Origin of the sequence: Bradyrhizobium sp. 2TAF36, from assembly GCF_052114925.1 — a bacterium.
In the GTDB taxonomy this organism is placed as follows: Bacteria; Pseudomonadota; Alphaproteobacteria; order Rhizobiales; family Xanthobacteraceae; genus Bradyrhizobium; species Bradyrhizobium barranii.
The window spans coordinates 15,014-37,683 of sequence record NZ_JBFRFR010000027.1 but is presented as its reverse complement, the minus strand read 5'-3'; the positions used below and the strand labels follow the sequence as shown (position 1 = coordinate 37,683).

At 64.4% G+C, this 22,670-nt stretch carries 19 protein-coding genes and 1 tRNA gene; 7 read left to right on the top strand and 13 right to left on the bottom strand.

From position 1 onward, the window contains the following. Positions 1-112: 112 nt before the first annotated feature. The 5 genes from AB4Z51_RS16965 to mobB all read right to left on the bottom strand — a co-directional run bounded on the left by AB4Z51_RS16965 (position 113) and on the right by mobB (position 4,571). Entirely contained in the window at positions 113-385 is a 273-nt protein-coding gene (locus AB4Z51_RS16965; protein ID WP_063985265.1) for a hypothetical protein, read from the bottom strand. A gap of 110 nt (positions 386-495) precedes the next feature. Continuing rightward, positions 496-2,151 carry an OFA family MFS transporter gene (locus AB4Z51_RS16960; protein ID WP_085402171.1) on the bottom strand — a complete coding sequence of 552 codons (1,656 nt, stop codon included), beginning with the start codon at positions 2,149-2,151 and terminating at the stop codon, positions 496-498. A gap of 319 nt (positions 2,152-2,470) precedes the next feature. Then, a complete protein-coding gene (locus AB4Z51_RS16955) occupies positions 2,471-2,734 on the bottom strand; it encodes a sulfurtransferase TusA family protein (protein ID WP_441497659.1) in 264 nt (87 codons plus the stop codon). Between the two features lie 43 nt (positions 2,735-2,777). Further along, positions 2,778-4,034: a molybdopterin molybdotransferase MoeA gene (locus AB4Z51_RS16950; protein ID WP_085402173.1), complete on the bottom strand. Its 1,257-nt coding sequence runs from the start codon at positions 4,032-4,034 to the stop codon at positions 2,778-2,780. A 9-nt stretch (positions 4,035-4,043) separates the two neighbouring features. Further along, a complete protein-coding gene (mobB, locus tag AB4Z51_RS16945; RefSeq protein WP_085402174.1) occupies positions 4,044-4,571 on the bottom strand; it encodes a molybdopterin-guanine dinucleotide biosynthesis protein B in 528 nt (175 codons plus the stop codon). A gap of 209 nt (positions 4,572-4,780) precedes the next feature. Between mobB and fdhD the strand changes: the two genes are divergently transcribed. Together fdhD and mobA are read left to right on the top strand one after the other, a co-directional pair. Further along, entirely contained in the window at positions 4,781-5,671 is an 891-nt protein-coding gene (fdhD, locus tag AB4Z51_RS16940) for a formate dehydrogenase accessory sulfurtransferase FdhD (RefSeq protein ID WP_085402175.1), read from the top strand. Next, the gene (gene mobA / locus AB4Z51_RS16935) at positions 5,658-6,293 is read left to right on the top strand and encodes a molybdenum cofactor guanylyltransferase MobA (protein ID WP_085402200.1); all 636 of its coding nucleotides are present in this window, start codon (positions 5,658-5,660) and stop codon (positions 6,291-6,293) included. Before fdhD ends, mobA begins: the two co-directional genes overlap by 14 nt. Before the next feature lie 33 nt (positions 6,294-6,326). On the opposite strand, the gene AB4Z51_RS16930 is transcribed toward mobA, so the two are convergent. The 4 genes from AB4Z51_RS16930 to AB4Z51_RS16915 are packed head-to-tail and all read right to left on the bottom strand — an operon-like array spanning position 6,327 to position 11,459. Beyond that, entirely contained in the window at positions 6,327-7,457 is a 1,131-nt protein-coding gene (locus AB4Z51_RS16930) for an FAD-dependent monooxygenase (protein ID WP_085402201.1), read from the bottom strand. Between the two features lie 45 nt (positions 7,458-7,502). Next, entirely contained in the window at positions 7,503-9,452 is a 1,950-nt protein-coding gene (locus tag AB4Z51_RS16925) for a molybdopterin biosynthesis protein (protein WP_441497658.1), read from the bottom strand. 12 nt (positions 9,453-9,464) lie between these two features. Further along, positions 9,465-10,571, bottom strand: coding sequence for a molybdopterin-binding protein (locus AB4Z51_RS16920; protein ID WP_085402177.1), 1,107 nt, complete (start codon positions 10,569-10,571; stop codon positions 9,465-9,467). Positions 10,572-10,625: 54 nt separating this feature from the next. Beyond that, positions 10,626-11,459, bottom strand: a complete 834-nt coding sequence (locus AB4Z51_RS16915; RefSeq protein ID WP_085402178.1) for a substrate-binding domain-containing protein — start codon at positions 11,457-11,459, stop codon at positions 10,626-10,628. A 326-nt stretch (positions 11,460-11,785) separates the two neighbouring features. Here AB4Z51_RS16915 and AB4Z51_RS16910 point away from each other — a divergent pair, with 326 nt between their 5' ends. Continuing rightward, on the top strand, positions 11,786-12,679 hold the full coding sequence (locus AB4Z51_RS16910) for a helix-turn-helix transcriptional regulator (RefSeq protein ID WP_063985273.1): 894 nt from the start codon (positions 11,786-11,788) through the stop codon (positions 12,677-12,679). Between the two features lie 98 nt (positions 12,680-12,777). Further along, the gene (locus AB4Z51_RS16905) at positions 12,778-14,007 is read left to right on the top strand and encodes an ABC transporter substrate-binding protein (protein ID WP_085402179.1); all 1,230 of its coding nucleotides are present in this window, start codon (positions 12,778-12,780) and stop codon (positions 14,005-14,007) included. A gap of 125 nt (positions 14,008-14,132) precedes the next feature. Here the strand turns inward: AB4Z51_RS16905 and AB4Z51_RS16900 are convergent, their stop codons facing one another. Then, positions 14,133-15,110: a TAXI family TRAP transporter solute-binding subunit gene (locus AB4Z51_RS16900; protein ID WP_085402180.1), complete on the bottom strand. Its 978-nt coding sequence runs from the start codon at positions 15,108-15,110 to the stop codon at positions 14,133-14,135. A 107-nt stretch (positions 15,111-15,217) separates the two neighbouring features. Here AB4Z51_RS16900 and AB4Z51_RS16895 point away from each other — a divergent pair, with 107 nt between their 5' ends. Beyond that, positions 15,218-16,195, top strand: coding sequence for a Bug family tripartite tricarboxylate transporter substrate binding protein (locus AB4Z51_RS16895; RefSeq protein WP_085402202.1), 978 nt, complete (start codon positions 15,218-15,220; stop codon positions 16,193-16,195). 346 nt (positions 16,196-16,541) lie between these two features. Continuing rightward, a tRNA-Ile gene (locus AB4Z51_RS16890) sits at positions 16,542-16,617 on the top strand. 220 nt (positions 16,618-16,837) lie between these two features. On the opposite strand, the gene AB4Z51_RS16885 is transcribed toward AB4Z51_RS16890, so the two are convergent. Together AB4Z51_RS16885 and AB4Z51_RS16880 are read right to left on the bottom strand one after the other, a co-directional pair. Further along, positions 16,838-17,236: an ester cyclase gene (locus tag AB4Z51_RS16885; RefSeq protein ID WP_085402181.1), complete on the bottom strand. Its 399-nt coding sequence runs from the start codon at positions 17,234-17,236 to the stop codon at positions 16,838-16,840. 70 nt (positions 17,237-17,306) lie between these two features. Further along, on the bottom strand, positions 17,307-17,537 hold the full coding sequence (locus AB4Z51_RS16880) for a hypothetical protein (protein WP_085402182.1): 231 nt from the start codon (positions 17,535-17,537) through the stop codon (positions 17,307-17,309). A gap of 697 nt (positions 17,538-18,234) precedes the next feature. On the opposite strand from AB4Z51_RS16880, the gene AB4Z51_RS16875 reads away from it, so the two are divergent. Further along, positions 18,235-21,618 carry an AAA family ATPase gene (locus AB4Z51_RS16875; protein ID WP_441497657.1) on the top strand — a complete coding sequence of 1,128 codons (3,384 nt, stop codon included), beginning with the start codon at positions 18,235-18,237 and terminating at the stop codon, positions 21,616-21,618. A gap of 253 nt (positions 21,619-21,871) precedes the next feature. Here the strand turns inward: AB4Z51_RS16875 and AB4Z51_RS16870 are convergent, their stop codons facing one another. Beyond that, entirely contained in the window at positions 21,872-22,570 is a 699-nt protein-coding gene (locus tag AB4Z51_RS16870; protein WP_085402185.1) for a VOC family protein, read from the bottom strand. Between the last annotated feature and the right edge of the window lie 100 nt (positions 22,571-22,670).

The following is a 22,670-nucleotide window of genomic DNA, read 5'->3' as shown; positions in this document are numbered from 1 at the left end:
TAGCCTGTGGCATACCAGATGCCAAGAGAATTCATGCGTTCCGATAAGCATTTAAGGGGCATGCAGCCGCCCGGCTCCATGCCCCTTCATCGACCCGATTTGTGGCGCGGCCTCACGTCTTGCTCATGCACTCTTCGATGTAGAACCAGCGGTCGTCGCCAGCGAGGCCCTTGGACTTCACGTCGGCGCGGCAGGCTTTGAGCTTCGGCTTGTTGGCCGCCCACTTCGCCTTCATGTCCTTCAGCTTCTGCATGGTGAGCTTGATCTTGCCCGGCTTGGCTTCGGTCGTTGCGGCAGGCGCCGCCGGCGGCGTCGTCTGCGCGGATGCGGCATGAAGGCCAGCGACAAGCAACACGGCCACAAGGCAAATTCGGGTGCGAAGCATTTCAATCCCCCTAAGTCCCACTCTTGATTAAGTCCGACTCTTGATGATGTCTAAAAGGCGAACGCCGCGGGACGCCGATGATCAGCATCCCGCGGCAGTCTCGACGGCGATCAGAAGATCTTGACCGCGCTCTCCAGCGTCTTCCAGACACCCCAAAGCAGGGGCACGCCGACGAAGGCCCAGAACAGCGCCGCCTTGACGTCAAGCCCGCCGAATCCGATGCCGTAGGAGCCGTGCGGCCCCGCGGCAGCGGCGCTGGCGCTCGCCGCTTGCAGCTTGGCGACGTCGGCGTCCTTCATGTGCCACTTCGAATCGACCGGCTTGATCAGGTAGTTGCAGATCAGGCCCGCGATCAGCATCGCGCACAGGATGTACATGGTCGTGTTGTAGAGCTGATCGCGCGGCACGCCCGCCGCGAGCTGGAACTCGCGGATGTAGTTCACCACGACGGGGCCGATGATGCCCGCGGTGGACCACGCCGTCAGCAGCCGGCCGTGGATGGCGCCGACGAACTGGGTCCCGAACATGTCGGCAAGGTAGGCCGGCACGGTGGCGAACCCGCCGCCATACATCGACAGGATGATGCCGAAGCCGAGCACGAACAGGAGCTTCGAGCCCATCGCCGCAAACGTCGGCGCCAGCGCGTAGAGCACGATGCCGAGGATGAAGAACGTGTAATAGGTGTTCTTGCGCCCGATCTTGTCCGACAGCGATGCCCAGAAGAAGCGGCCGCCGATGTTGAACAGCGACAGCAATCCGGCGAAGCCCGCGGCGATCGCGGCGATCTGCGCCTTCTGCCCGGCGTCGAGCGCGTTGAAGCCGACTTCGGGCAGGCCGATCAGCTTGCCGGCGAAGATCTCCTGGAGCATCGGCGAGGCCATGCCGATCACGCCGATGCCGGCCGACACGTTCAGGCACAGCACCCACCAGATCAGCCAGAACTGCGGCGTCTTGTGCGCGTCGTTGAGATGGACGTTGCTCTTCGAGATCATCGCGTTGGCCTTGGACGGCGGGGTCCAGCCCTCGGGCTGCCAGCCGGGCGGCGGCAAGCGATAGCGGAACGCGCCGATCATCATGAACACGAAGTAGATGACGCCCATCGCGACGAAGGTCTCCCAGACGCCGACCGAAGTCGGGGTCTTGAAGTAGTTCATCAACAGGTTCGCCAGTGGCGCGCCGATCATGGCGCCGCCGCCGAAGCCCATGATGGCCATGCCGGTCGCCATGCCGCGGCGGTCCGGAAACCACTTCACCAGCGTCGACACCGGCGAGATATAGCCAAGGCCGAGACCGATACCGCCGATCACGCCCGAGCCCAGCCACAACAGCCAGAGCTGATGGGTGTAGACCCCGATCGCACCGAGGAAGAGGCCGCCGCACCAGCACAGCGCCGAGACGAAGCCGGCCTTGCGCGGACCGACGCGCTCCAGCCAGCCGCCCCAGACCGCGGCCGCGATACCGAGCAGCACAAAAAAGAGCGTGTACATCCAGCCCATGCTGGCGACCTTCCAGTCGCAGCTGGTCGTGAACAGCTCCTGAAACAGCGACATGTCTGCGCACGCCTTCGGCGCGGTCACCCCGATCGCGCGCGACAGCGGCAGCCAGAACACCGAGAAGCCGTAGGCCATGCCGATGCAGAGATGGATGCACAGCGCAGCCGGCGGCACCAGCCAGCGATTGAAGCCGGCGGTCGCGATGGTTCGCTCGCGATCCAGAAAACCTGCGCCGGCACCCGAAAGTGTTCCAGCGCTCTCGATTGTTGCCATGTAGTCCTCCCCTGCAGTTGCCCTTCTGAGCAAGCCTGCCGCTGCAATCCTGGTCCTCAGCCCTTGCGGCGCAGCCACGGTCCCTGCTGCTCCGCACAATCATTGACGCGCGCCAGGATCGTCACGCGCATCCGAGTCGTTAACCCCTCGAGCGGGGCTCTATGCCGATACACCGTGCAGGCTTCGTGAGCTTGGCCCGTTCATCCGCGTATCGCAGACAAGACTCAACCTCCGCGCCTGCACGGAGGTTGTCAATTGGGGCAGAAGCCACGATTGATGTCGATAGACAAAAGGTAGGTATCAGTAGAGTGACCGTGCACTACGAACGCAGCGCACCATTGGTTTTCTCTATCGATCCATTGACCTTTTCTATCAAGAACACGATGCGCGCCTCGTTGCGCTCGGTGATCTCCACCGTGTCGCCCGTCTCGCGGATYAGGTTCGGAATGTCAATCACCGACAATGGGTCGGTGCAGTGCACCTCGAGCTGATCGCCCGGCTGTAACGGTTTGAGCGCCTTGCGCGTCTTCAGGGCAGGTAGCGGGCATTTCAACCCGGTGAGATCGARCGTGGTTCTGGTCATGGGCGCAACATGGCGGGGTGAGGCGATGGCGTCAACGCGAGGTTCAGAGCAAATCCGCATAGGGCAGGAAACCCACGCTCTGGCCCGGCTCGACGCGCGTGATATCGTCGCCGAGTTCGATGAGGCCATCGGTCTCGACCAGCGACGACAGCAGGCCTGCGCCTTCGCGCGGAAACTTGACCGCTTCCAACGCACCGTCCTCTCCGCGTCGCAACGAGCTGCGAACATATTCGCGGCGGCCGATCTTCTTCTTGTAAGTGAACGCAGCGCGCACCGGAATCGGCAACAGCGGCTCCGGCAGACTGCCCGCAAGCGCCAGCACCGTCGGCCGCACCACGTGGACGAAGGTGACGAAACTGGCGACGGGATTGCCGGGCAGGCCGATCAGCGGCGTGCCGCCGATGATGCCCATCGCCACGGGACGGCCGGGCTTGATGGCCATCCGCCACAGCACCAGCGAGCCGATGCTCTCGACCGCCGCCTTGACGTGGTCCTCCTCGCCGGTCGAGACGCCGCCGGTGGTGAGGATCAGATCGTGGCTGCCCGCAACCTGCTTCAATCCATCCGCGAGCGCACTGCGTTCGTCGCGCAAGATTCCGAGGTCGGAGACCTCGCAGCCGAGCCGGCGCAGCATCGCCATCAGCATGAAGCGGTTGGAATCGAACAGCTGTGAGGCCGCGCGCGGCTCGCCGGGCGAAGCCAGCTCGTCACCGGTCGAGAACACGGCGACGCGGATGCGCCTGACGACGTCGAGCTGGGTCAGGCCGAATGCTGCAGCAAGCGCGACATGCTGCGGCCGCAGCCGCTGGCCGACCCGCAGCGCGACGTGCCCTTGCGGAATGTCCTCGCCCGCCGGGCGGACATTTGCGCCGGGCTTCAGCCCCGGCGGCAGCACGATTCTGCCGGCCTCATCGAGGCGGACGTCTTCCTGCATGAAGACGGTCTCCGCGTCAGGCGGCATCGGCGCGCCCGTGAAGATGCGCGCAGTGTGGCCTGCCTTGATCGGCGCCTGCGCAAGACCGCCGGCCTGGATGCGGCCGTCGAGCGGGAATGCCCGTTCCGCGCCTTCCGGAAGGTCGGCGTTGCGCACGGCGTAACCGTCGACGGCGGAGTTGGTGAAGGGCGGCAGCGGCAGGGGCGCCGCGATATCGCGCGCGAGCACGCGCCCATCGGCGTCAACGAGTGCCACGGTCTCGATATCGGCGATCGCATTAACGCGCGTGGTGATCAGACCAACGGCCTCGTCGACCGACATCATCGGTCCGCCGAAGGCAAAGCAATCGTCCGACAGTTGCGCCATGGTGCCTCGTCAGCGTATCGCGGCGCTTTTTGCCACCGCTTCCTCGACCGGCATCGCCGCACGCAGCAGCAACGCCGCGGCAGCCTCGATATCATCGAGATGGACGGTCGGCAGGCGGGTTTCAATGGCAATGTCGGTCGCAATCCCGACAATCCCGGGATCATCGGGAAACAGCAGCGGCTTGCCGTTGCCGGCGCGATGCACCTCGATCTTGCGGTGCGGCTCGCGCTTGAAGCCTTCGACCACGACGAGATCGACGGCCGACAGCTTGCCCAGGAGCTCCGGCAGCCGCGGTTCCTCGGCGCCGCGCAATTCATGCATCAGGGCCCAGCGGTTCGACGACGCAACCAGCACCTCGGCCGCGCCGGCCTCGCGGTGGCGCCAGGAATCCTTGCCGGGCACGTCGACGTCGAACTGGTGATGGGCATGCTTGATGACGGAGACGCGCAGGCCTTGCGCGTTGAAATGCGGGATCAGCCGCGTCAACAGCGTGGTCTTGCCCGCACCGCTCCAGCCCGCAAGGCCGATGACTTTCATGTCCGTTCGATCTCCGCCAACGGCTCGTCAGCCGATGGAACCCCTGGCCTCTCCCCGTCATTGCGAGCGCAGCGAAGCAATCCAGACTGCCACCGCGGATATAGTTCTGGATTGCTTCGCTTCGCTCGCAATGACGAACGGAGGCATTTCGTTGTCTCCACGGCATGCTTATATCGGCTTGACCCGAATGTCATGCTAACGTCGCGGCCATGATGAAGATCGACAAAGCCCCGGTGCCCCTGATCGTTCCGAACCCTGACGACCCGCGCCTGACGGAGCGCGTGACCGGCACCGACCAGACCGGCGCCAAGGTCGAGATCAAGGTGCCGATGGAACGGCCGCTGACGCTCTACCTGAATTCGCAGGAGATCGTCACCATGATGACGATCGGCGACTACCCGGAATATCTGGCGCTGGGCTATCTGCTCAACCAGAACATGCTGAAATATAATGACGAGGTCACTGAGGTCGAATACGACGACGACCTCCAGGTGGTGGTGGTGCGCACCGGGCATCACACCAATTTCGAAGCCAAGCTGAAGAAGCGCACCCAGACCTCGGGCTGCGCGCAGGGCACCGCGTTCGGCGACCTGTTAGAGGCGGTCGAGAGCGTCGCGTTGCCGAAGGCCGAGCTGCGCACCTCCTGGCTCTACCAGATGACGCAGACCATCAACACCATGCCCTCGCTTTATCTGGAGGCCGGCGCGATCCATGGCTGCGTGCTGTGCAAGGAGGGCGAGCCGCTCTGCTACACCGAGGACGTCGGCCGTCACAACGCGGTCGACAAGATCGCGGGCTGGATGTACCGCCACGGCGTCGATGCCTCCGACAAGATCCTCTACACCACGGGACGGCTGACCTCGGAAATGGTCATCAAGACCGTGCGCATGGGCATTCCGATCCTGGTGTCGCGCTCCGGCTTCACCGCCTGGGGCGTCGATCTTGCCCGCCAGGTCGGACTGACGCTGGTCGGCCGCACGCGCGGTAAGCGCTTCATCGCGCTCGCGGGCGAAGAGCGGATCGTCTACGACCAGAACCTTGCTTACGTCGAGGAGGAATCGACGAAGCACAAACGCAAGGGTGAAGGTGGTGACGACTGACTTTCCGGCAACGCAGGGCGTGCTGCTCGCAGGCGGCCTCGCACGGCGCATGGGCGGCGGCGACAAGCCGATGCGGACCATCGGCGGCCGCACCATCCTTGAGCGCGTGATCGCGCGATTGACGCCGCAATGCAGCGGATTGATCCTCAACGCGAATGGCGATCCCGCACGCTTCGCGGCGTTCGGTCTGCCCGTTGTCGCCGATGACGTACCCGGCTTCCCCGGGCCCCTCGCCGGCATCCTTGCCGCGCTCGACTGGACGGCGGCGAACCGGCCTGACATCGAATGGGTGCTGAGCGCCGCAGGCGACTGCCCGTTCCTGCCGCGCGATCTCGTGGCGCAGTTGCACGAGGCGCGGGAGCGCGAGAACGCCCAGCTCGCGGTCGCCGCATCAGGCGATCAATCACATCCGGTGATAGGTCTGTGGCGCGTCGCCTTGCGCGACGAGCTGCGTCACGCGCTGGTCGTCGAAGACCTCCGCAAGATCGACCGCTGGACCGCGCGCTATCCGCTGGCGACGGTAACGTGGCCGGCCGAGCCGCTCGATCCGTTCTTCAACGCCAACACGGTCGAGGACATCGCCGAAGCAGAGCGGCTGGCCGCGCTGGATGCGGCCTCCTGACAAGAAGCGTCGGCGCAAGCGCGAGCAGACGGTTCAAGCCGCCAGCGGCACTTCCCAGGGGTCGTAGCCGTAAACCCAGCTCGTATCGGTCCTCTCCTTGAGCCAGATGTTGGCGCGCGAGGTCTCCTGCACCCGCGTCGTGCGCACCTTGCGGGTAGCCTCGAAGCGGCGGAACGCATTGGCGACGCCGTCGCGGCCGACACCGTCGAGGCAGCGCGACAGCACGGCGGCGTCCTCGATTGCCATCGCCGCACCTTGCGCCATGTAGGGCGTCATCGGATGGCAGGCATCGCCGAGCAACGTCACCTTGCCGTCGGCCCAGTGCTCCAGCGCGTCACGGTCCATGATCGCCCATTTGTGCACGTCGGGACAGGCGGAGAGCACCCGAGTGACCTGCGGATGAAAGCCTTCGAATGATGCGCGCAGGTCGCGCACGTCGCCCCTCGCCGACCAGGACTCGATGCGAAAGTCCGGCTCGGGCTGGCTGGTGACGAGATAGACCTCGCTGCGATCAGGCTTGACGTAATAGATCACGATGTGGCGGTCCTCGCCCCACCATTTGGTGCAGTCGTCGATCCCTGCGCCGCCGAGCAGCGCGGCGGGATAGGTGGTGCGATAGGCGACGCGGCCGGTGAATTTGGCCGGCGCGGTGTCGAACAGGAGATCGCGGACCGTCGAATGGACGCCGTCCGCGCCGACCACGGCATCGGCGATGGCACGCGTACCATCGGCAAAGGTCAGCCAGACACCACCGCCGGTCTGGTCGAGACCGACGAGCTTGTGACTGAGCCGCACAAATTCGTTCGGCACCACGCTCGCCAGCGCAGCGTGGAGATCACCGCGATGGGCGAGCAGATAGGGCGCGCCGAACTTCTCTTCCGCGCTCTCGCCGAAGATCATGTCGAACTTGATGTCGCCGCTCTTCCAGTCGCGGTTGTTCCAGGAGCGTGGATAGAACGAGTGCTCGCGCATCCGCGCCTCCAGCCCCAGCGCGCGCAGCACCTTCATTGCGTTGCAGCCGATCTGGATGCCGGCGCCGATGCGGGCGAACTGGGAGGCCTGCTCGTAGACCATCACATCGATACCGACGCGCCGAAGCGCCGCGGCCGTCGCGAGCCCGCCCATGCCGGCACCGACGATCGCAACCGAAAGCGGCCTTGCCATCGCGTCCCCCACCCCGTCGCGCGGCTTGAACGCCGCGTCGTCGATCTACGCAGGCCGGAAGCCCGCCCGCTCCAGCGCCGTACGCGCCTCGTCCGAGCCGAGTGCGTCGAGAAAGGCCTGGACGGCCGACCGCTGCTTGCGCGCTGTCACCAGCGCGAAATCATAATGCTCTTCCGCGAGCGGAATGAAACCGAGACCGACCGCATGGGCGACCGGCGCAATGGTCATGCCCCAGTCGGCACGGTGCTGCGCGACAGCCGCAGCCACGGCATTGTGCGAGCGCGGCTGGTTCCAGTAACCTTCCGGGCGCGCACCGCCGAGCAGCCGGTCGATCAGGATGCGCGTGCCGGCGCCCTGGTTACGGTTGACCATGATGCAGGCGGGGTCCGCGAGCGCGGCGGCAACTGCTTCCTTCGCACCGAGCCCCTCGAAACGTTTGTCGCCCTTGCGGAACACGATGCCCTGCATCCGCCGCCAGCCCGGCACGAGCTCGAGCCCCTCAACGAGGTAAGGCGTGTTGTAGGTCTCGCTCTTGTCGTCGAACAGATGGATCGGCGCGAGATCGCATTCGCCCCGCTTCGCCGCCGCGAGTCCGCCGAGGCTGCCGACCGCGATCGAGCGCACGGTCAGCCCCGCATGCGCGAGTTGCGCCGTGACGAGATCGAGCCCGGTGCAATGGCTGCCGACGATGACGAGATCGGGCACCCGCACATGCGGCGTGAACAGCGTCACCTCGGCGTCGGTCCCTGCCGGCATCTGGCCGGCGAGCGCGTCGATGCGCAGAAAACCGTCGGCCTGCGCGAACGACGTGATCGCACCGGACCCCTTGCCGGAGGGATAGGCGATCAGGCCGTCCTTGCCGCCGACCAGCGAGACCATGACGAACTCGGTGCGGCCGAGCTCGGAGGCGATGCGCACCGGCACGGTCGCGCTTACCTTGGCATCGGAGCGTGGCGGCAGCCCGGCCATCCGACGCAGCACCGGCACGATCATGTCGTGGAAGGTGAACATCGCCGAGGTCGGGAAGCCCGGCAGGATCACCACGGGCTTGCCGTCGCACACCGCAAGGCACAGCGGCTTGCCGGGTTTAAGTGCGACGCCATGCGCGAGGATGCCAGGCTGGCCGAGCCGGCCGATGATGCGATGGGACACGTCACCCGCGCCCTTCGAGGTGCCGCCCGAGAGCACCAGCATGTCGGCGTCCGCCAGCGCGCGGCGCATGGCGGCTTCGAGTTTTGCCTCATCGTCGGGAATGGCGCCGAGGAACACCGCCTCGCCGCCATTCTCGTCGATCGCGGCAGCGACGATGGCGCCGTTGGTGTCGTAGATCGCAGCCGGCGCGAGCGCCTCGCCGGGCTGAACCAATTCGTCACCGGTGGAGATCACGGCAACACGCGGCTTACGCGCGACAGTCACCTCGGCGATGCCGCAAGCCGCCAGCATGCCGATCTCACGCGAGCCGATGATCGTGCCGGCGCGCAGCAGCGCCTCGCCGCGCGCGATGTCGGAGCCTGCGTAGGACACGAACTGTCCCGGCGAGACGGCTCGCCGGACGTCGATCGCATCGGATCCGGCAGGCTGGGTGTGCTCCACCATGACGACGGCGTCGGCGCCGCGCGGTAGCGGCCCGCCGGTTGCGATCGGCGTTGCGGTTCCTGTCGCCACTTGCAGCTTCGGCGCGGTGCCGCAGTGAATGGTCTCGCCGTTCAGCGCAAGGCGAACGGGCGCGCCTTCGCCGGCCGCGGCGAGATCGGCCGAGCGCACGGCAAAGCCGTCAACGTTGGAACGGTCGAACGGCGGAACGTCGAGGGGCGCCGTGATGTCTTCGGCCAGCGCCGCGCCGAGCGCATCGGCAAGCTTGCGCGTCTCGCTCGGGACCGCGCGCGGGAACAACGCAGCTTCAAAGCGCGCCAGCGCGTCCTCGCGCGAGAGGATCTGGAGGAACTGCTCCTGTTCGAGCGCGCTACGGTCTTGCGATTGCGGGATCATCGTCATGCCAAACCCATATCATTCCCGCATCAGATAGGCATCGACCGGCGTTCCTGCCGCAAATCCCTCGTGGCTGGCGGGAACGAGCAGCCATGCATCGGCCCGGGCAATGGCCTGAAGCGGCCATTCCCCCACCGCAAGCGGGAGCCACGCATGATGTTCCTCGGCCAGCAGGGCGATTTCGGCGATGCCGACACTGGATGCGATTTTTCGCGCAAGCGGCAAGGTCATGCGGCGGCGTAACTGCCGCGCCGACAGCCGATCGACGAGCGGCAGCACGAGCGCGAGCCAGGCGGCAAGCGCATGATCGGGCGAGCCGGGCAACGCGACGATTGGAACCGGTCCGAGCCGCCCGACCGCGGCGGTGCGTCCGGGCTGGAGCGCGAGGCCATGGGCGAGCACGTCACCATGCCGGGCCAGCGCGCTAACCGCGGCATCCCGGCGGCCTGCGCCGCTGCCGCCGACCGTCACGACGAGATCGCAGGCGAGATCGCCGAGCGCTTCCGCGATCGATGCCGCATCTCGCGCGGCAGCTTCGCGCGCTTGCACCTGCAGCCCTGCCGCGCGCGCGATCTCGGCAATCATGTGCGCCGTCACGGCCGCACCCGGCACGTTGACGATGCCCAGCCGCGGCCGCCGTACGCTCAGCTTTTCAACACCGGCGGTGCGCGCGAGCAGCAAGGCGGCAGGATGGATCAAATGCCCTTCTGCCACGGCGGGCGCCCGCCCGGCAATGTCGCTTCCGGCACGCCTGACGCCCCGTCCGGGCACGCCCTCCGCCAGCACTTGGGCGAGTGGACCCGACACCTCGACTGCGTCGGCATCGAGCACACAATCACATCCCGGCGGCATCGCGTCGCCGGCATCGACCCAAACGGGCGCCGTCGTCAGAGGCAGYGGCGAATAGGCGGACGCGCCGACAATATCGTTGGCGCAGAGCGCCCAGCCATCCGCAGCGGCGATGTCGCACGACGGACAGGCCGCAAGCAGCGGCGTCCCTGCCGCGATGCAGCCGGCGGCCTCCGCCAGGGGCAACTCGATCGTCGCGATCGGATCAACGCCTCGCAGCAACGCGGCGAGCGCAGTGTCGAGCGGCGTCAGTGCTGGCGGCAGGCGCTGGGTCATGCGCCATGATGGACCATGCATCGCCCGGTTTGGCAACCGCTGGCAACGCGAAGCTCAGCCGCCGGACTTGGCCGCATTGGGGAAGAACAGCTGCTGTCCGTCGACCTTGTAGCCGGCGATCGCCGCCTGCCCCTCCGGCGAAATCAGCCAGTCGACGAAGGTCTGCCCCAGCTCCTTCTTCACGTCCGGAAACTTTTCCGGATTCACCAGCATCGCGCCGTACTGATTGAGCAGCCGCTTGTCGCCTTCCACGACGATGTCGAGATCGCCGCGATCCTTGAAGGCGATCCAGCTGCCGCGGTCGGACAGCACATAGGCGTTCGCCGTGCGCGCCGCGTCGAGGGCTGCGTCCATCCCTTGCTTGACTTCGCGATACCATGCGCCCTTGGCAGCGGCGATATCGATGCCGGCGACGATCCAGAGCGCGAGCTCCGCGCCATGGGTGCCCGAGCGATCGCCGCGCGTCACGAACGGCGCGCCCTTGGCCTCGATCGCCTTCAGCGCGGTGGCGATGTCCTTGCCTTTCACGGCGGCGGGATCGTTCTTCGGTCCGATCAGCACATAGTCGTTGTACATCACGTCAAAACGCTTCACGCCAAAACCGTCGGCGACGAATTTCTCCTCCTGCGGCCGTGCGTGCATCAGCACGACGTCGACTTCGCCCCTGCGCGCGCCGTCGAGCACTTCATCGGCACGCCGCGCGATCACCGTCACCTCGATGCCGGTCTTCTCGCGGAAGATCGGTAGCAGATGATCGAGCAGGCCGGACTCCTGTGTCGCCGTGGTCGAGGCCAGCACGATCGCGCGGTCCTCCGCAAATGACGCCGCCACGCCCGCGGCGAGGCCGCAGAGAAGCGCGAGTGCAACGGACAGGCGGCGGACGACCATGATCGGGTTCCCATTGGCTAAGACGCGATCATGATGATGATCGATTGCGCCACACTCGTGACGCGTTTGCGCGTTGCGCTCCCCACTCGGGACATTTCGGCAATGCGGCTCGCGCGGTGCGCCCATTGCAATTGCGAGCGCGACGGCCGCAAGGCCCGCGCCACGCGGGTGCTTCAGGATCGTTCACCAAAGCAGAGATCGCGCGTGAGGATGTGTTGCAAAGCAGCGAGATGATCGGGCATGGTCCTGCCGGACGTAAATTGAAATGCAGAATTCCACCTGCGTCGAACGCCAAAAAGAAGCAAGAATTTGCATAGGAATGCAGGATGGAATTCCTGACGACCAGCGAAGCCGCCGACTACCTTCGGCTCGGCGAACGCAAGCTCTACGAACTCGTCACCACTGGCGCGATCCCCTGCACCAAGGTGACCGGGAAGTGGCTCTTCCCGCGGCACGAGCTCGACCTCTGGGTCCTGTCGGGACTGGCGCGGCCGGCCGGCATGCTGACTGCGGAGCCGCCGCCGGTCGTGGGCGGCAGCCAGGACGAGCTTTTGGACTGGAGCCTGCGTGAATCCGGCTCGGGCCTGGGATCGATGAGCGAGGGCAGCGCGCGCGGGCTCGAGCGCTTGCAACGCGACGAGGTGATGGCGGCGGCGGTGCACTTCCACAGCCTGGAGGCCGACGGCAATCTTGCTTCCGACGCCAGTGCGACGACGCTGCGTGACGCGCCTGACCTGCATGATGCGGTGCTGGTCGCATTCGTGCGCCGCGAGCAGGGTCTCGTGCTGCCGCCGGGCAATCCGAAACGCCTGCGCGGCCTCTCCGACGTGCTTGCGCTCGGTGTCAGGATGGCGATGCGACAACAGGGCACAGGCGCGCAGATGCTGCTCGACGTGCTGTTGAAGCGCGCCGGCGCCTCGACGCGCGATCTGCGCCGGATCGAGACACCGGCGCTCACCGGGCCGGATCTCGCCGAGATCGTCCGCGCGGGACAAGCCGATTGCGGAATCGCGACGCGTGCGGCGGCGCGCTCGGCCGGGCTCGATTTCGTGCCGCTGGTCTGGGAGAATTTTGATCTCGCAATGCGGCAACGCAGCTATTTCCGCCCGCCGATGCAGGCCCTGATCCGGTTCCTCAGCGAAAGACGGCTGCGACAGCGCGCCGAGGAGCTGACCGGCTACGATCCCTCGCCGGCGGGACAGATCCGCTTCGCGGCCTGACGTTGACGCCCGCCCCCAAATAGTTGCAAAAGAAACCAATTCAGCCGGGCCATACCCGGGCAACACCGGCCAACGAGCCGGATCAGGGGAGGACAAGCGTGAATCCAACGAGATTTGGACTTCCGGTCGCGGCCGGCTTTGCAGCGACGTTCTTGGCGGCGGCGCTGCTGCCGGGTACGGCGTCGGCGCAGGTTTCCGACGACATCGTCAAGATCGGCGTGCTCACCGACATGAACGGCCCCGCCTCCGCGCCGACCGGCCAGGGTTCGGTGACGGCGGCGCAGATGGCGATCGACGATTTCGGCGGCAAGGTGCTCGGCAAGCCGATCAGCATCGTGATCGGCGACCACCAGCTCAAGGCCGATATCGGCGGCGGCATCGCGCGGCGCTGGTACGATGTCGACCAGGTCGACCTGATCGTCGACGTGCCGGTTTCCGCGGTCGGGCTCGCGGTGCAGAACGTCGCCAACGAGAAGAAGCGGCTGTTCATCACCCACTCCACCGGCACGGCGGATTTCCACGGCAAGTTCTGCTCGCCCTACGCGATCCAGTGGGTGTTCGACACCCGCGCACTCGCGGTCGGCACTGCGGATGCGGTGGTGAAGCGCGGCGGCGACAGCTGGTTCTTCATCACCGACGACTACGCCTTCGGCCATTCGCTGGAGCGCGACGCCTCCAGCGTCGTCACCGCCAATGGCGGCAAGGTGCTGGGCTCGGTGCGGCCGCCGCTGGCAACCCCCGACCTCTCCTCCTTCGTGCTGCAGGCGCAGGCCTCCAAGGCCAAGATCATCGGCATTGCCGCCGGTCCCCCGAACAACATGAACGAGATCAAGACCGGCTCGGAGTTCGGCGTGTTCAAGAGCGGCCAGCAGATGGCGGCGCTGCTGGCGCTGATCACCGACATCCACGGCCTCGGCCTGCAGGCGGCGCAAGGGCTGTTGCTGACCACGTCGTTCTACTGGGACATGGATGACAAGACCCGCGAATGGTCGAAGCGCTATTTCGCCAAGATGAACAAGATGCCGTCGATGTGGCAGGCCGGCGTCTATTCGAGCGTGATGCACTATCTCAACGCCATCAAGGAGACCGGCACCGACGATCCGCTCAAGGTCGCGGCCAAGATGCGGGAAAAACCGATCGAGGATTTCTTCGCCCGCAACGGCAAACTGCGCGAGGACAATCTGATGGTGCACGATCTCTGGCTGGTGCAGGTGAAGACGCCGGAGGAGAGCAAATATCCGTGGGACTATTACAAGATCCTCACGACCATCTCGGGCGACAAGGCGTTTGGCCCACCGGACCCGGCGTGTCCGCTGGTGAAGAAGTGATGCTGTAGCGAGAGGTCGTCGTCATGGCCGGGCTTGTCCCGGCCATCCACGATCTTTCGTACGGCGCCAAGAACGTGGATGCCCGGGACAAGCCCGGGCACGACGATTGTCGATGCAGTCGCGTCCTATTTCATGACACCGATTTCGCGGAAGTATTTTTTCACGCCCGGATGGATCAGCTCCGGCTTCGGCGCTGCCGCGACCGTGTTCGACGCCGTGGTCTCGCAGGCCTGCGCGAGCTGCTTGCAGAACGTCGCCTCGGCGCCGTGCAGCGTCTTCGCGAGACGATAGGCGACGTCATCGGGCAGGTCTTCGCGCGTGAGGACGAAACTCCACGAGCCGAGCGAGGCGATCGGCTCGGCCTGCTTCGGATAGGAGCCGGCCGGCACGGTGAGCGGCTTCAGGAACGCATGCTTGGCGCGAATGCGCGTGATCTCCTCAGCGGTCGGCGCAATGAAGCGCGCGCCTGACGCACTCGATGCCACCGCGGCAAAGCCGGGCCAGCCGATGCCGGCACCCCACAACGCGACGACGCGGCCATCCTCGACCATCGCGGGGCCATCGCCGGCGCGGTCGAGATAGATCGCCTTGAAATCCTCGTCCTGCTTCAGGCCGAGGCCATCGAGCACGTAGCGCGCCAGGATCGGCAGGCCCGAACCTTTGGCGCCGAACGCGACGGGCTGGCCGACGAGATCGCGAATGGTCTTGTACGGACTGTCCGCCCGCACCACGAACATGCCGGGGTTGGAATAGATCGCGGTGAGTATCTTCAACCGCACAGGCGCGCGGCCGATGCCGGCAAAGGCCTCGTAGGCCGGCTCGCCCGCGACCAGCGCGAGATCGAGCTCGCCCTTCTCCAGCAGCGGAATGTTCTCGTTGCTGCCCTTGGTGTTGCGGGGCGCGATGGTGATTTGCGGATCGGCCGCGTTCATCGCTTCCGCAAAGGCATTGCCATAGAGCGGAAAGCCGCCGCCGGGCGTCGCGGTGCCCAGGCTGAGTGTCGTGGTCGGAATGGCCTTGCCTCCGGTTTGAGCAGCGGCGGGGCTTGCGAGTGGATTTGCGAGCAGCGCCGCGCCGAGAAGGATTGTGATTGCGAATCTCATGATGAGTCCCGACCGCCCCGCGTCAACATCGACTTGCGGCGATGTAGGCAGCGGGCGGTTTTTGTGAAAGCATGCAGCCCAACGACAATAGAACAATGGGAGACGTCATGTTGCGAATTTTGCGTAACACTGTTTTTGGGCTGCTGTTCCTTTCAACTCTTCTCAACGCCTCCCCTCCCGCCTCCGCCGCCGGCTACCCCGACCGCCCCGTGCACTGGATGATCGGCTTCGCCGCCGGTGGCCCGGTCGACATCGTGGCGCGGATCATGGCGCAGGCGCTCTCGGATCGCCTCGGCCAGCAATTCATCGTCGAGAACCGCGCCGGCTCCGGCGGCAACATCGCGGCCGCCGCCGCGATCAACGCAGCGCCCGACGGCTATACGCTCTTGTTTGTCGCACCCAACAACGCGATCTCGACCTCGCTCTACAAGAAGCTGCCTTACGACTTCCTGCGCGACACCGTGCCGGTCGCGAGCATCATGCAGCTCACCAACATGCTGGTCGTCTCCAATGCGATGCCGGTGAAGACGGTTCAGGAGTTCATCGACTACTGCAAGGCCAATCCCGGCAAGATCTCCTTTGCCTCGTCCGGCAACGGCACCTCGGTGCACATGTCGGCGGAGCTCTTCAAGGTGATGACCAAGTGCGACATGGTGCACGTGCCCTATCGCGGCTCGGCCATCGCCTTCCCCGACATCATCTCCAACAAGGTGCAGCTGATCTTCGACAACCTTCCCTCCGCGCTCGAGCAGTCGCGCGGTGGCACTGTCCGCGCCATCGGCGTCACCTCGCCGCAGCGCTGGCCAACCGTGCCCGACGTGCCGGCGATCGCCGAGACCGTGCCGGGCTTCGAATCGGTCGGCTTCTACGGCATCTCCGCGCCGAAGGGCACGCCGCCCGAGGTGATCGAGATCCTCAACAAGGCCGTCGGCGAAGCCCTGAAGGACCCGAAGGTCATCGCGCGGCTGACCGAGAATGGCGGCATCCCGAAGCCAATGACGCCCGCCGAGTTCGGCAAGCTGGTCGCGGATGAGACCGAGAAGTGGAAGAAGGTGGTGGAGTTCGCCGGGGTTTCGGTGGACTAGGCAGACCTCGCGGCCGGCTTCGTCCGCCCGCTGGCAAGACGTTCGGGGGACCCAAGGGTCTCCCTCAACACAATAACTGCGAAAACAACCCCATGCACCGTAGAACAGGCCAGCGATTACAAGGGGTTACGCACGATGAAAAATGGCTCCTCGCGAGGGCCATTTGACTCGTCGGGCAAAACAGGCGTATGAGTGCATCATCGCCAGTTTCGGTTATTCAAAAATTACACGCGGTACTGCTTCGGCGTTCCCTTACGCCAGAGCCAGCATTGCACCCCCGCCTCCATCCCTGTAAACGAACCGCGCACCGTTGCCGGCCGCGCGTTTCCGCGGCCGTCTCGCGGCGGGGCCTGTAGCTCAATGGTTAGAGCCGGCCGCTCATAACGGTCTGGTTGCAGGTTCGAGTCCTGCCGGGCCCACCAAGCAAATCAACCACTGTCGCGCCAAATTGGGTCCGATTCGATTCCAACGATTCACGAGTCGAATTCCAAAGAATTGTGGTGCGATCTCGCGGGATTCCATTGAATCGCGAGTTGATTTGGCTGATTTCCAAGGAATCGCGGATCGATTAGTTCGGAGGGGCGCCTGAAAGGAGGCCATTGGTTACGGGATTTTTTTTCGACTCAAATGGGCCCATTCGACCTATTTGCGTGGCGGCAGCGCTCCAACCTGATGAAGAAGCGCAAACCGGTCCGGCACCCCCCAGCGCTCAACGAGCTTGCCGTCGGCAAAGCGGCAGATGTCCATGACATCAATGGCGACTGGCTTGCCCGAGCGTGGATCGACGCCCGTTGCCTTGCTGCGTGCCCACACAGTATCGCCAGCCTCCACGACCGCTTCGACCGCAAGTGTCAGATCCCTGATGCTACGCCTCGCATCCTCGATTTGCGCCTTCAGGATTTGCGGACCGGGAATATCGGTGGGCGACAGATACTCGCGCTCGACGAGGTTCTCGGCGCAGATTTCGTCCGCGTCCGTGAGGTCGCCTTGGGAAAAGCCGCGCTCTATGATGGCATTGAAGCGCGCCAGATTCGTCAACATGACAACCGCTCTCCCGCAGCTCGATTGACGACAGACCTAGCGCGAGGACCCAGAAGTGCGCTTGTAAATTTCAGTCATCCGCCGGAAAAAAGATGTTGTCCCACTCGCCGACGAAGCCGCCAGGCGGCAGACCGGCAAAGGCGTGGCGTTCGCGGATGAAATCGGCCTGGTCGAAATAACCGAGTTCGTGGATGATATCCTTCCACGAACGGCTCGGGGTATTGCGACGAGACGCCAGCGCCCGGTCGAACCCGGATGGTGCGTGCGAACAGCTTTGGTGCCATTCCGACTTGCGTCGCAAACCGGCGCTGGAATTGACTGGCTAAGGCCGGATTTTGCAACACAGTCCTTGATCCGCGCGCGGCCGCCGGCGGCGACCATCATCCGGGACGAGAGGCCGATCGCGCAGTCCTGCGTGCCGCTTTCGAGCATCGACCCGACCCAGCGCTCGACAATGTCGACGCGCTGAGCAAAATCACTTGCCATCCGCACCGCATCGCCAAGCGCCTCGGCGGATTTGCCTAGTCTAGCGGGCAACATGTTTGCTACTGCGGCGGGTGTGGGCGGACGCAGCTGCGCTCTTGGATCGATGCGGTTGGATCGATGCGGTGTTCATCTGCATCGACTGCGTGAAGCAAGGTCGTCGACTTCCAGAGAACGGTCCGGTGCCCCGAGCGGCAAATCAATTTTGCCGGGGGGCCCGGGCAGGCGATCTTCGCCAGCGCATCGATCAGCAATTCGCTGGTCCGAGGTCCGCGCGGGCACGGATTCGGCAAACTGTCGGAATAGCGCCCGGGCCTGCTCCATGTCGAGCGTCGGTACGTCATGCATTGATTTGTTGGTCCTCTATACCAATCGCTAGCGCACAGGGCGGGCATTCAGGGCTCGATTGGTATCGCGATTCCGCGCCCGTGAGGACGTGCTTTCGCGGTCTTTCTTGTGTAATCTCTTTCTGTAGTCGTCGGGCCAACACTTAGATAGGCGACGCACGGATCACGGTGACCGCGGTGCAACAAATTGCGGACTGGCTCAAAAAGCTCGGCATGTCCGAGTATGCGCAGAGGTTCGCCGAGAACGACATTGATATGGCCGTTCTCCCCGACTTGACCGACCAACATCTCAAAGACCTTGGCGTTTCGCTCGGCCACCGGTTGAAAATGCTGCATGCGATCCGCGATCTCAGCAACGTCTCGGCTGCCGTAACGGCACCTTCTGCACTCGTGGATATCGAGCCAACTCGGCGAGACGACGCCGAGCGTCGCCAACTGACGGTGATGTTCACCGACCTCGTTGGCTCGACCGCGCTCTCGACCACGCTCGACCCAGAGGATCTGCGTTCGGTAATCGGCGCTTATCATAAGTGCGTCGCGGAGACGGTCGCCCGGTTCGACGGCTTCGTGGCCAGGTACATGGGCGATGGGGTGCTCATCTATTTCGGCTATCCCCACGCTCATGAGGATGATGCCGAGCGTGCCGTCCGCGCAGGACTGGCGATCATCGAGGCGATCGGCAATCTGGGTATCCAGGAGCCGCTCCGGGTGCGTATCGGGGTCGCGACAGGCTTGGTCGTGGTTGGCGATCTCGTTGGTGCCGGCGAGGCCCAGGAACGCGGGGTGGTGGGCGAGACGCCGAACCTGGCGTCTCGTCTGCAGGGGATCGCTGAGCCGAGCACGGTTGTCATCGCCGAAGGCACCCGAAGGCTGCTCGGAAACCTCTTCGAGCTACAAGACCTCCGGCCGCAGGACCTCAAGGGCATCGCCGCGCCAACGCGGGCCTGGGTGGCGTTGCGGGCGAGCTCCGTGGAGAGCCGCTTCGAGGCGCTACACGCGACTGGCCTGACTGCCCTCGTCGGGCGGGAGGAAGAACTCGAATTGCTTCTACAGCGTTGGGCCAGGGCAAAGACAGGTGAAGGCCAGGCGGTCCTGATCGCCGGTGAGGCTGGGATCGGCAAGTCGCGTCTCACTGCCGCGCTTCTGGAACGACTCACCGGAGAGCCGCATACGCGTTTGCGCTATGTCTGCTCGCCGCAGCACACCGACAGCGCGCTATATCCGATCATCGGGCAGATGGAACGTGCCGCCGGGCTGGCGCACGACGATACACTGCACGCGAGGCTCGACAAGCTTGATACCCTGCTCGCTCAGACCTCGACCTCGATCGGGGACGCTTCGCTCTTTGCCGAGATGCTGTCGCTTCCGAATGATGGACGCTATCCCGCCCTCAAATTGACCCCGCAGCAGCACAGGCAGCGAACATTCGAAGCGCTCATCTCACAATTAGAAGCGCTTACACGGCAAAGCCCAGTCTTGATAATCTTTGAGGATGCGCATTGGACCGATCCTACGAGCCTAGAAGCTTTCGGCCGGATCGTGGCCAGGATTGAGACCCTTCGCGCGCTAATGATTGTGATATTCCGCCCGGAATTCGATCCGCCCTGGATCGGGCGGCAGCACGTGACCGCCATGACGATCAATCGGCTGACGAAACACCAAGTCGGCGCCATGATCGACGGCGTAGTCGGCAGCAAGCTGCTGCCGGCGGGCATCAGGCAGGACATCATCGAACGTACCGATGGCGTCCCCCTGTTCGTGGAGGAGATGACGAAGGCAGTGCTGGAGGCGGAGGGCCACGGCGCAGTCGAACGCACGATTGCCGTCATTCCGTCCCCGGCCTGGGCAGTCCCCGCAAGTTTGCACGCCTCATTGATGTCGCGGCTCGACCGGCTCGGCCCCGCCAAAGAAGTGGCACAGATTGGCGCGGCGATCGGCCGGGAGTTTTCGCATGCTCTCCTGGCGGCGGTGGTGCGCGTGCCAGCGGCGGAACTGGGATCAGTGCTGAACCGTCTCATAAAGGCTGGTTTGYTTTTCAGGTTAGGCTCGCCGCCGAATGCAACTTACCTATTCAAGCATGCTTTGGTGCGGGACGCGTCCTATAGCACGTTGCTGCGCCAGCCCCGCCGCGCGCTCCATGCACGCATTGCCGAAGCAATTGAAAGCCAATTCGCCGAAACAGCCGAGAGCCAGCCGGAACGGCTAGCACATCACTGCACTGAGGCCGGGCTGATCGAGAGGGCGGCGGCCTTATGGGGCAAGGCGGGACAGCGGTCGCTAGCGCGTTCAGCGCTAGTAGAGGCGACGGTTCAGCTAATCCGCGCTCTTTCACAGATTGCGACGCTGCCGGGCACACCAGCGCTGCGTGGCGACCAGATCAAACTGGAGGTCGCGCTTGTGAATGCCTTGATGAACACCAAGGGCCACGCGGCCCCTGAGACTATCGCATCTCTCGATCGAGCCCGCGCCTTCATCGAGCAAGCGGAGTCACTCGGAGAGCCCCCTGAAGACCCGTTGCTCCTGTTTTCAGTCCTCTATGGGTTCTGGGTCACGAACTATATAAAGTTCAAAAGCGACGCTCTCCTCGACCTTGCGACAGAGTGCTTGGCGCTTGCCGAGAAGCAGGGAACAATGGTTCCGCTCATGCTTGGGCATCGTATTATGGCTACGTCTCTGACGTGTACGGGCGTCCTTGCAGAAAGTCTGGCACATTACGATCAGGCGATCGCGATCTACGAACCCGCCGAGCATCGTACGCTGGCGGCTCGATTTGGCCAGGACATTAGGGTCGCAGCCCTATCCTATCGGTCCTGGGCTCTATGGCTTCTTGGCTTCCCGGAGGCTGCAGGCAGAGACGCTGAACAGGCGCTCAAGGAAGCGCGCGAGATCGGCCAAGCAGCCACTTTGATGTATGCCCTGTTCCATACATCCTTTACGCATATCTGCTGCGGAAACTATGCGGCAGCAAGCGCCGAAGCTAATGAACTTGTCCCCCTGGCAGACGAGAGAGGTTCATTGTTTTGGGGGTCGCTCGGAATGGTGGTCCAAGGTTGCGTCTTGGCCCTCACTGGGAAGGCCTCAGACGCGGTCCATGTGATCGACTCGGGTATCATCGCACGTCGGTCAACGGCGGCAACAGCGCTAGTGCCATTCTGCTTGTCGTATCTGGCGGGCGCTCATGCTGAACTCGACCACTTCGATGATGCACGGGACTGCATTCGCGAAGCGATGACCCAGGTAGAAACAACCAAGGAAAGTTGGTTTGAGGCCGAGATCAAGCGCATGGCAGGCGAAATCGAGCTATCGTCGCCCAACCCAAACGCAACGAAAGCGGAAGAATATTTCGAACATGCGCTGGCGGTCGCTCGTCAGCAGCAGGCAAAGTCCTGGGAACTGCGTGCGGCTGTGAGCATGGCGCGGCTGTGGTACGATCAGGGCAAACGACAGCAGGCCCACGATATTCTCGCCCCGGTCTATGGTTGGTTCACCGAGGGTTTCGACACGCTGGACTTGAAGGAGGCCAAATCGCTGCTGGAGCAGCTCAAGGCATGARCGAGAGCAGCGAAACGTCGCGCAATTGATCGCTCGAACAGGCGCGCGCATCGATGCCGCCATGACCGCAACCATCGATTTCAAAGGATCGCCGCGCGATGTCGGCGGATCGAGCTTGGCCGCCAAGCCTCGCAAACCGGCCGCGCTCGTTCGGCGTGATGCCGGTGCAGCGGATCGCGATCAAGGCCAATGCGCCGCCGTCAAAGGCGAGTATGCCGCCACATACCGTGCGTCGCGCCGCCACGAAAATACATCACCGGAATCGCATAGTTCGGAGCAAGTGCGAACCGATTGCTGCCTTTGCGACAGGCCCTATCAGGTGACGAACGGGCCTGGCCTTGCCGTCCCAAGTGGCCGCTGCTTGCGTAACTTTTGCGAACATCTCGCGGATACGGGGCTGGAGCTCGATCAGTTCTACGATCTCGCAACCCCCCGCGATGGAATTGCGCACTGCATTTGCTTTTTCAGGCGCCACCTCTCCAAGACGAATTCGTTCCATCAGAGGACCGGCGCGAGCAGGCAGGGAAAAATAGGTGAAGCGGGCGCCCGAAAAAGACATCATCTGCTGGATCGTCGCGCCACACGCCTTGGTCTGCGCGACGGACCGCTGGTAATCGTGCGGCTCGACGCAAAAACCGCAGTGCTGAAGACCGCTCCTTCCGGCCGCAAGAAAGGCGCGCCAGCTTGACGGCTCATTGTCGAGCGGCTGAATAAGCTCCAGCTGCACCCCGCCGACCTGGCAGAATCCGAACATGATCAGCGGGCGTGAGGGCCTCTCCAGATACTTGTTATCAGTGACCACCACCGGACCAATCGTGAGCCAGGGCCCGATACCCTGGTCTATCCAGCCCTTGATGGCTTGCTCAAGATCGGGCACCACATAGCCGAGCTGATCAGCGCTTTTCTCAAGCAACGGGATGTCCGCATCGATTGGCTTGCTGAGGCGCTCCATACGATTCTCCGGTGCTGCCGAACGTTGTCGCGCAGACGTTCCGCGACAACCTACTATAACCCTGGAAAATTGCAGTAGGACGGCTGTGCCGCGGTCGCGC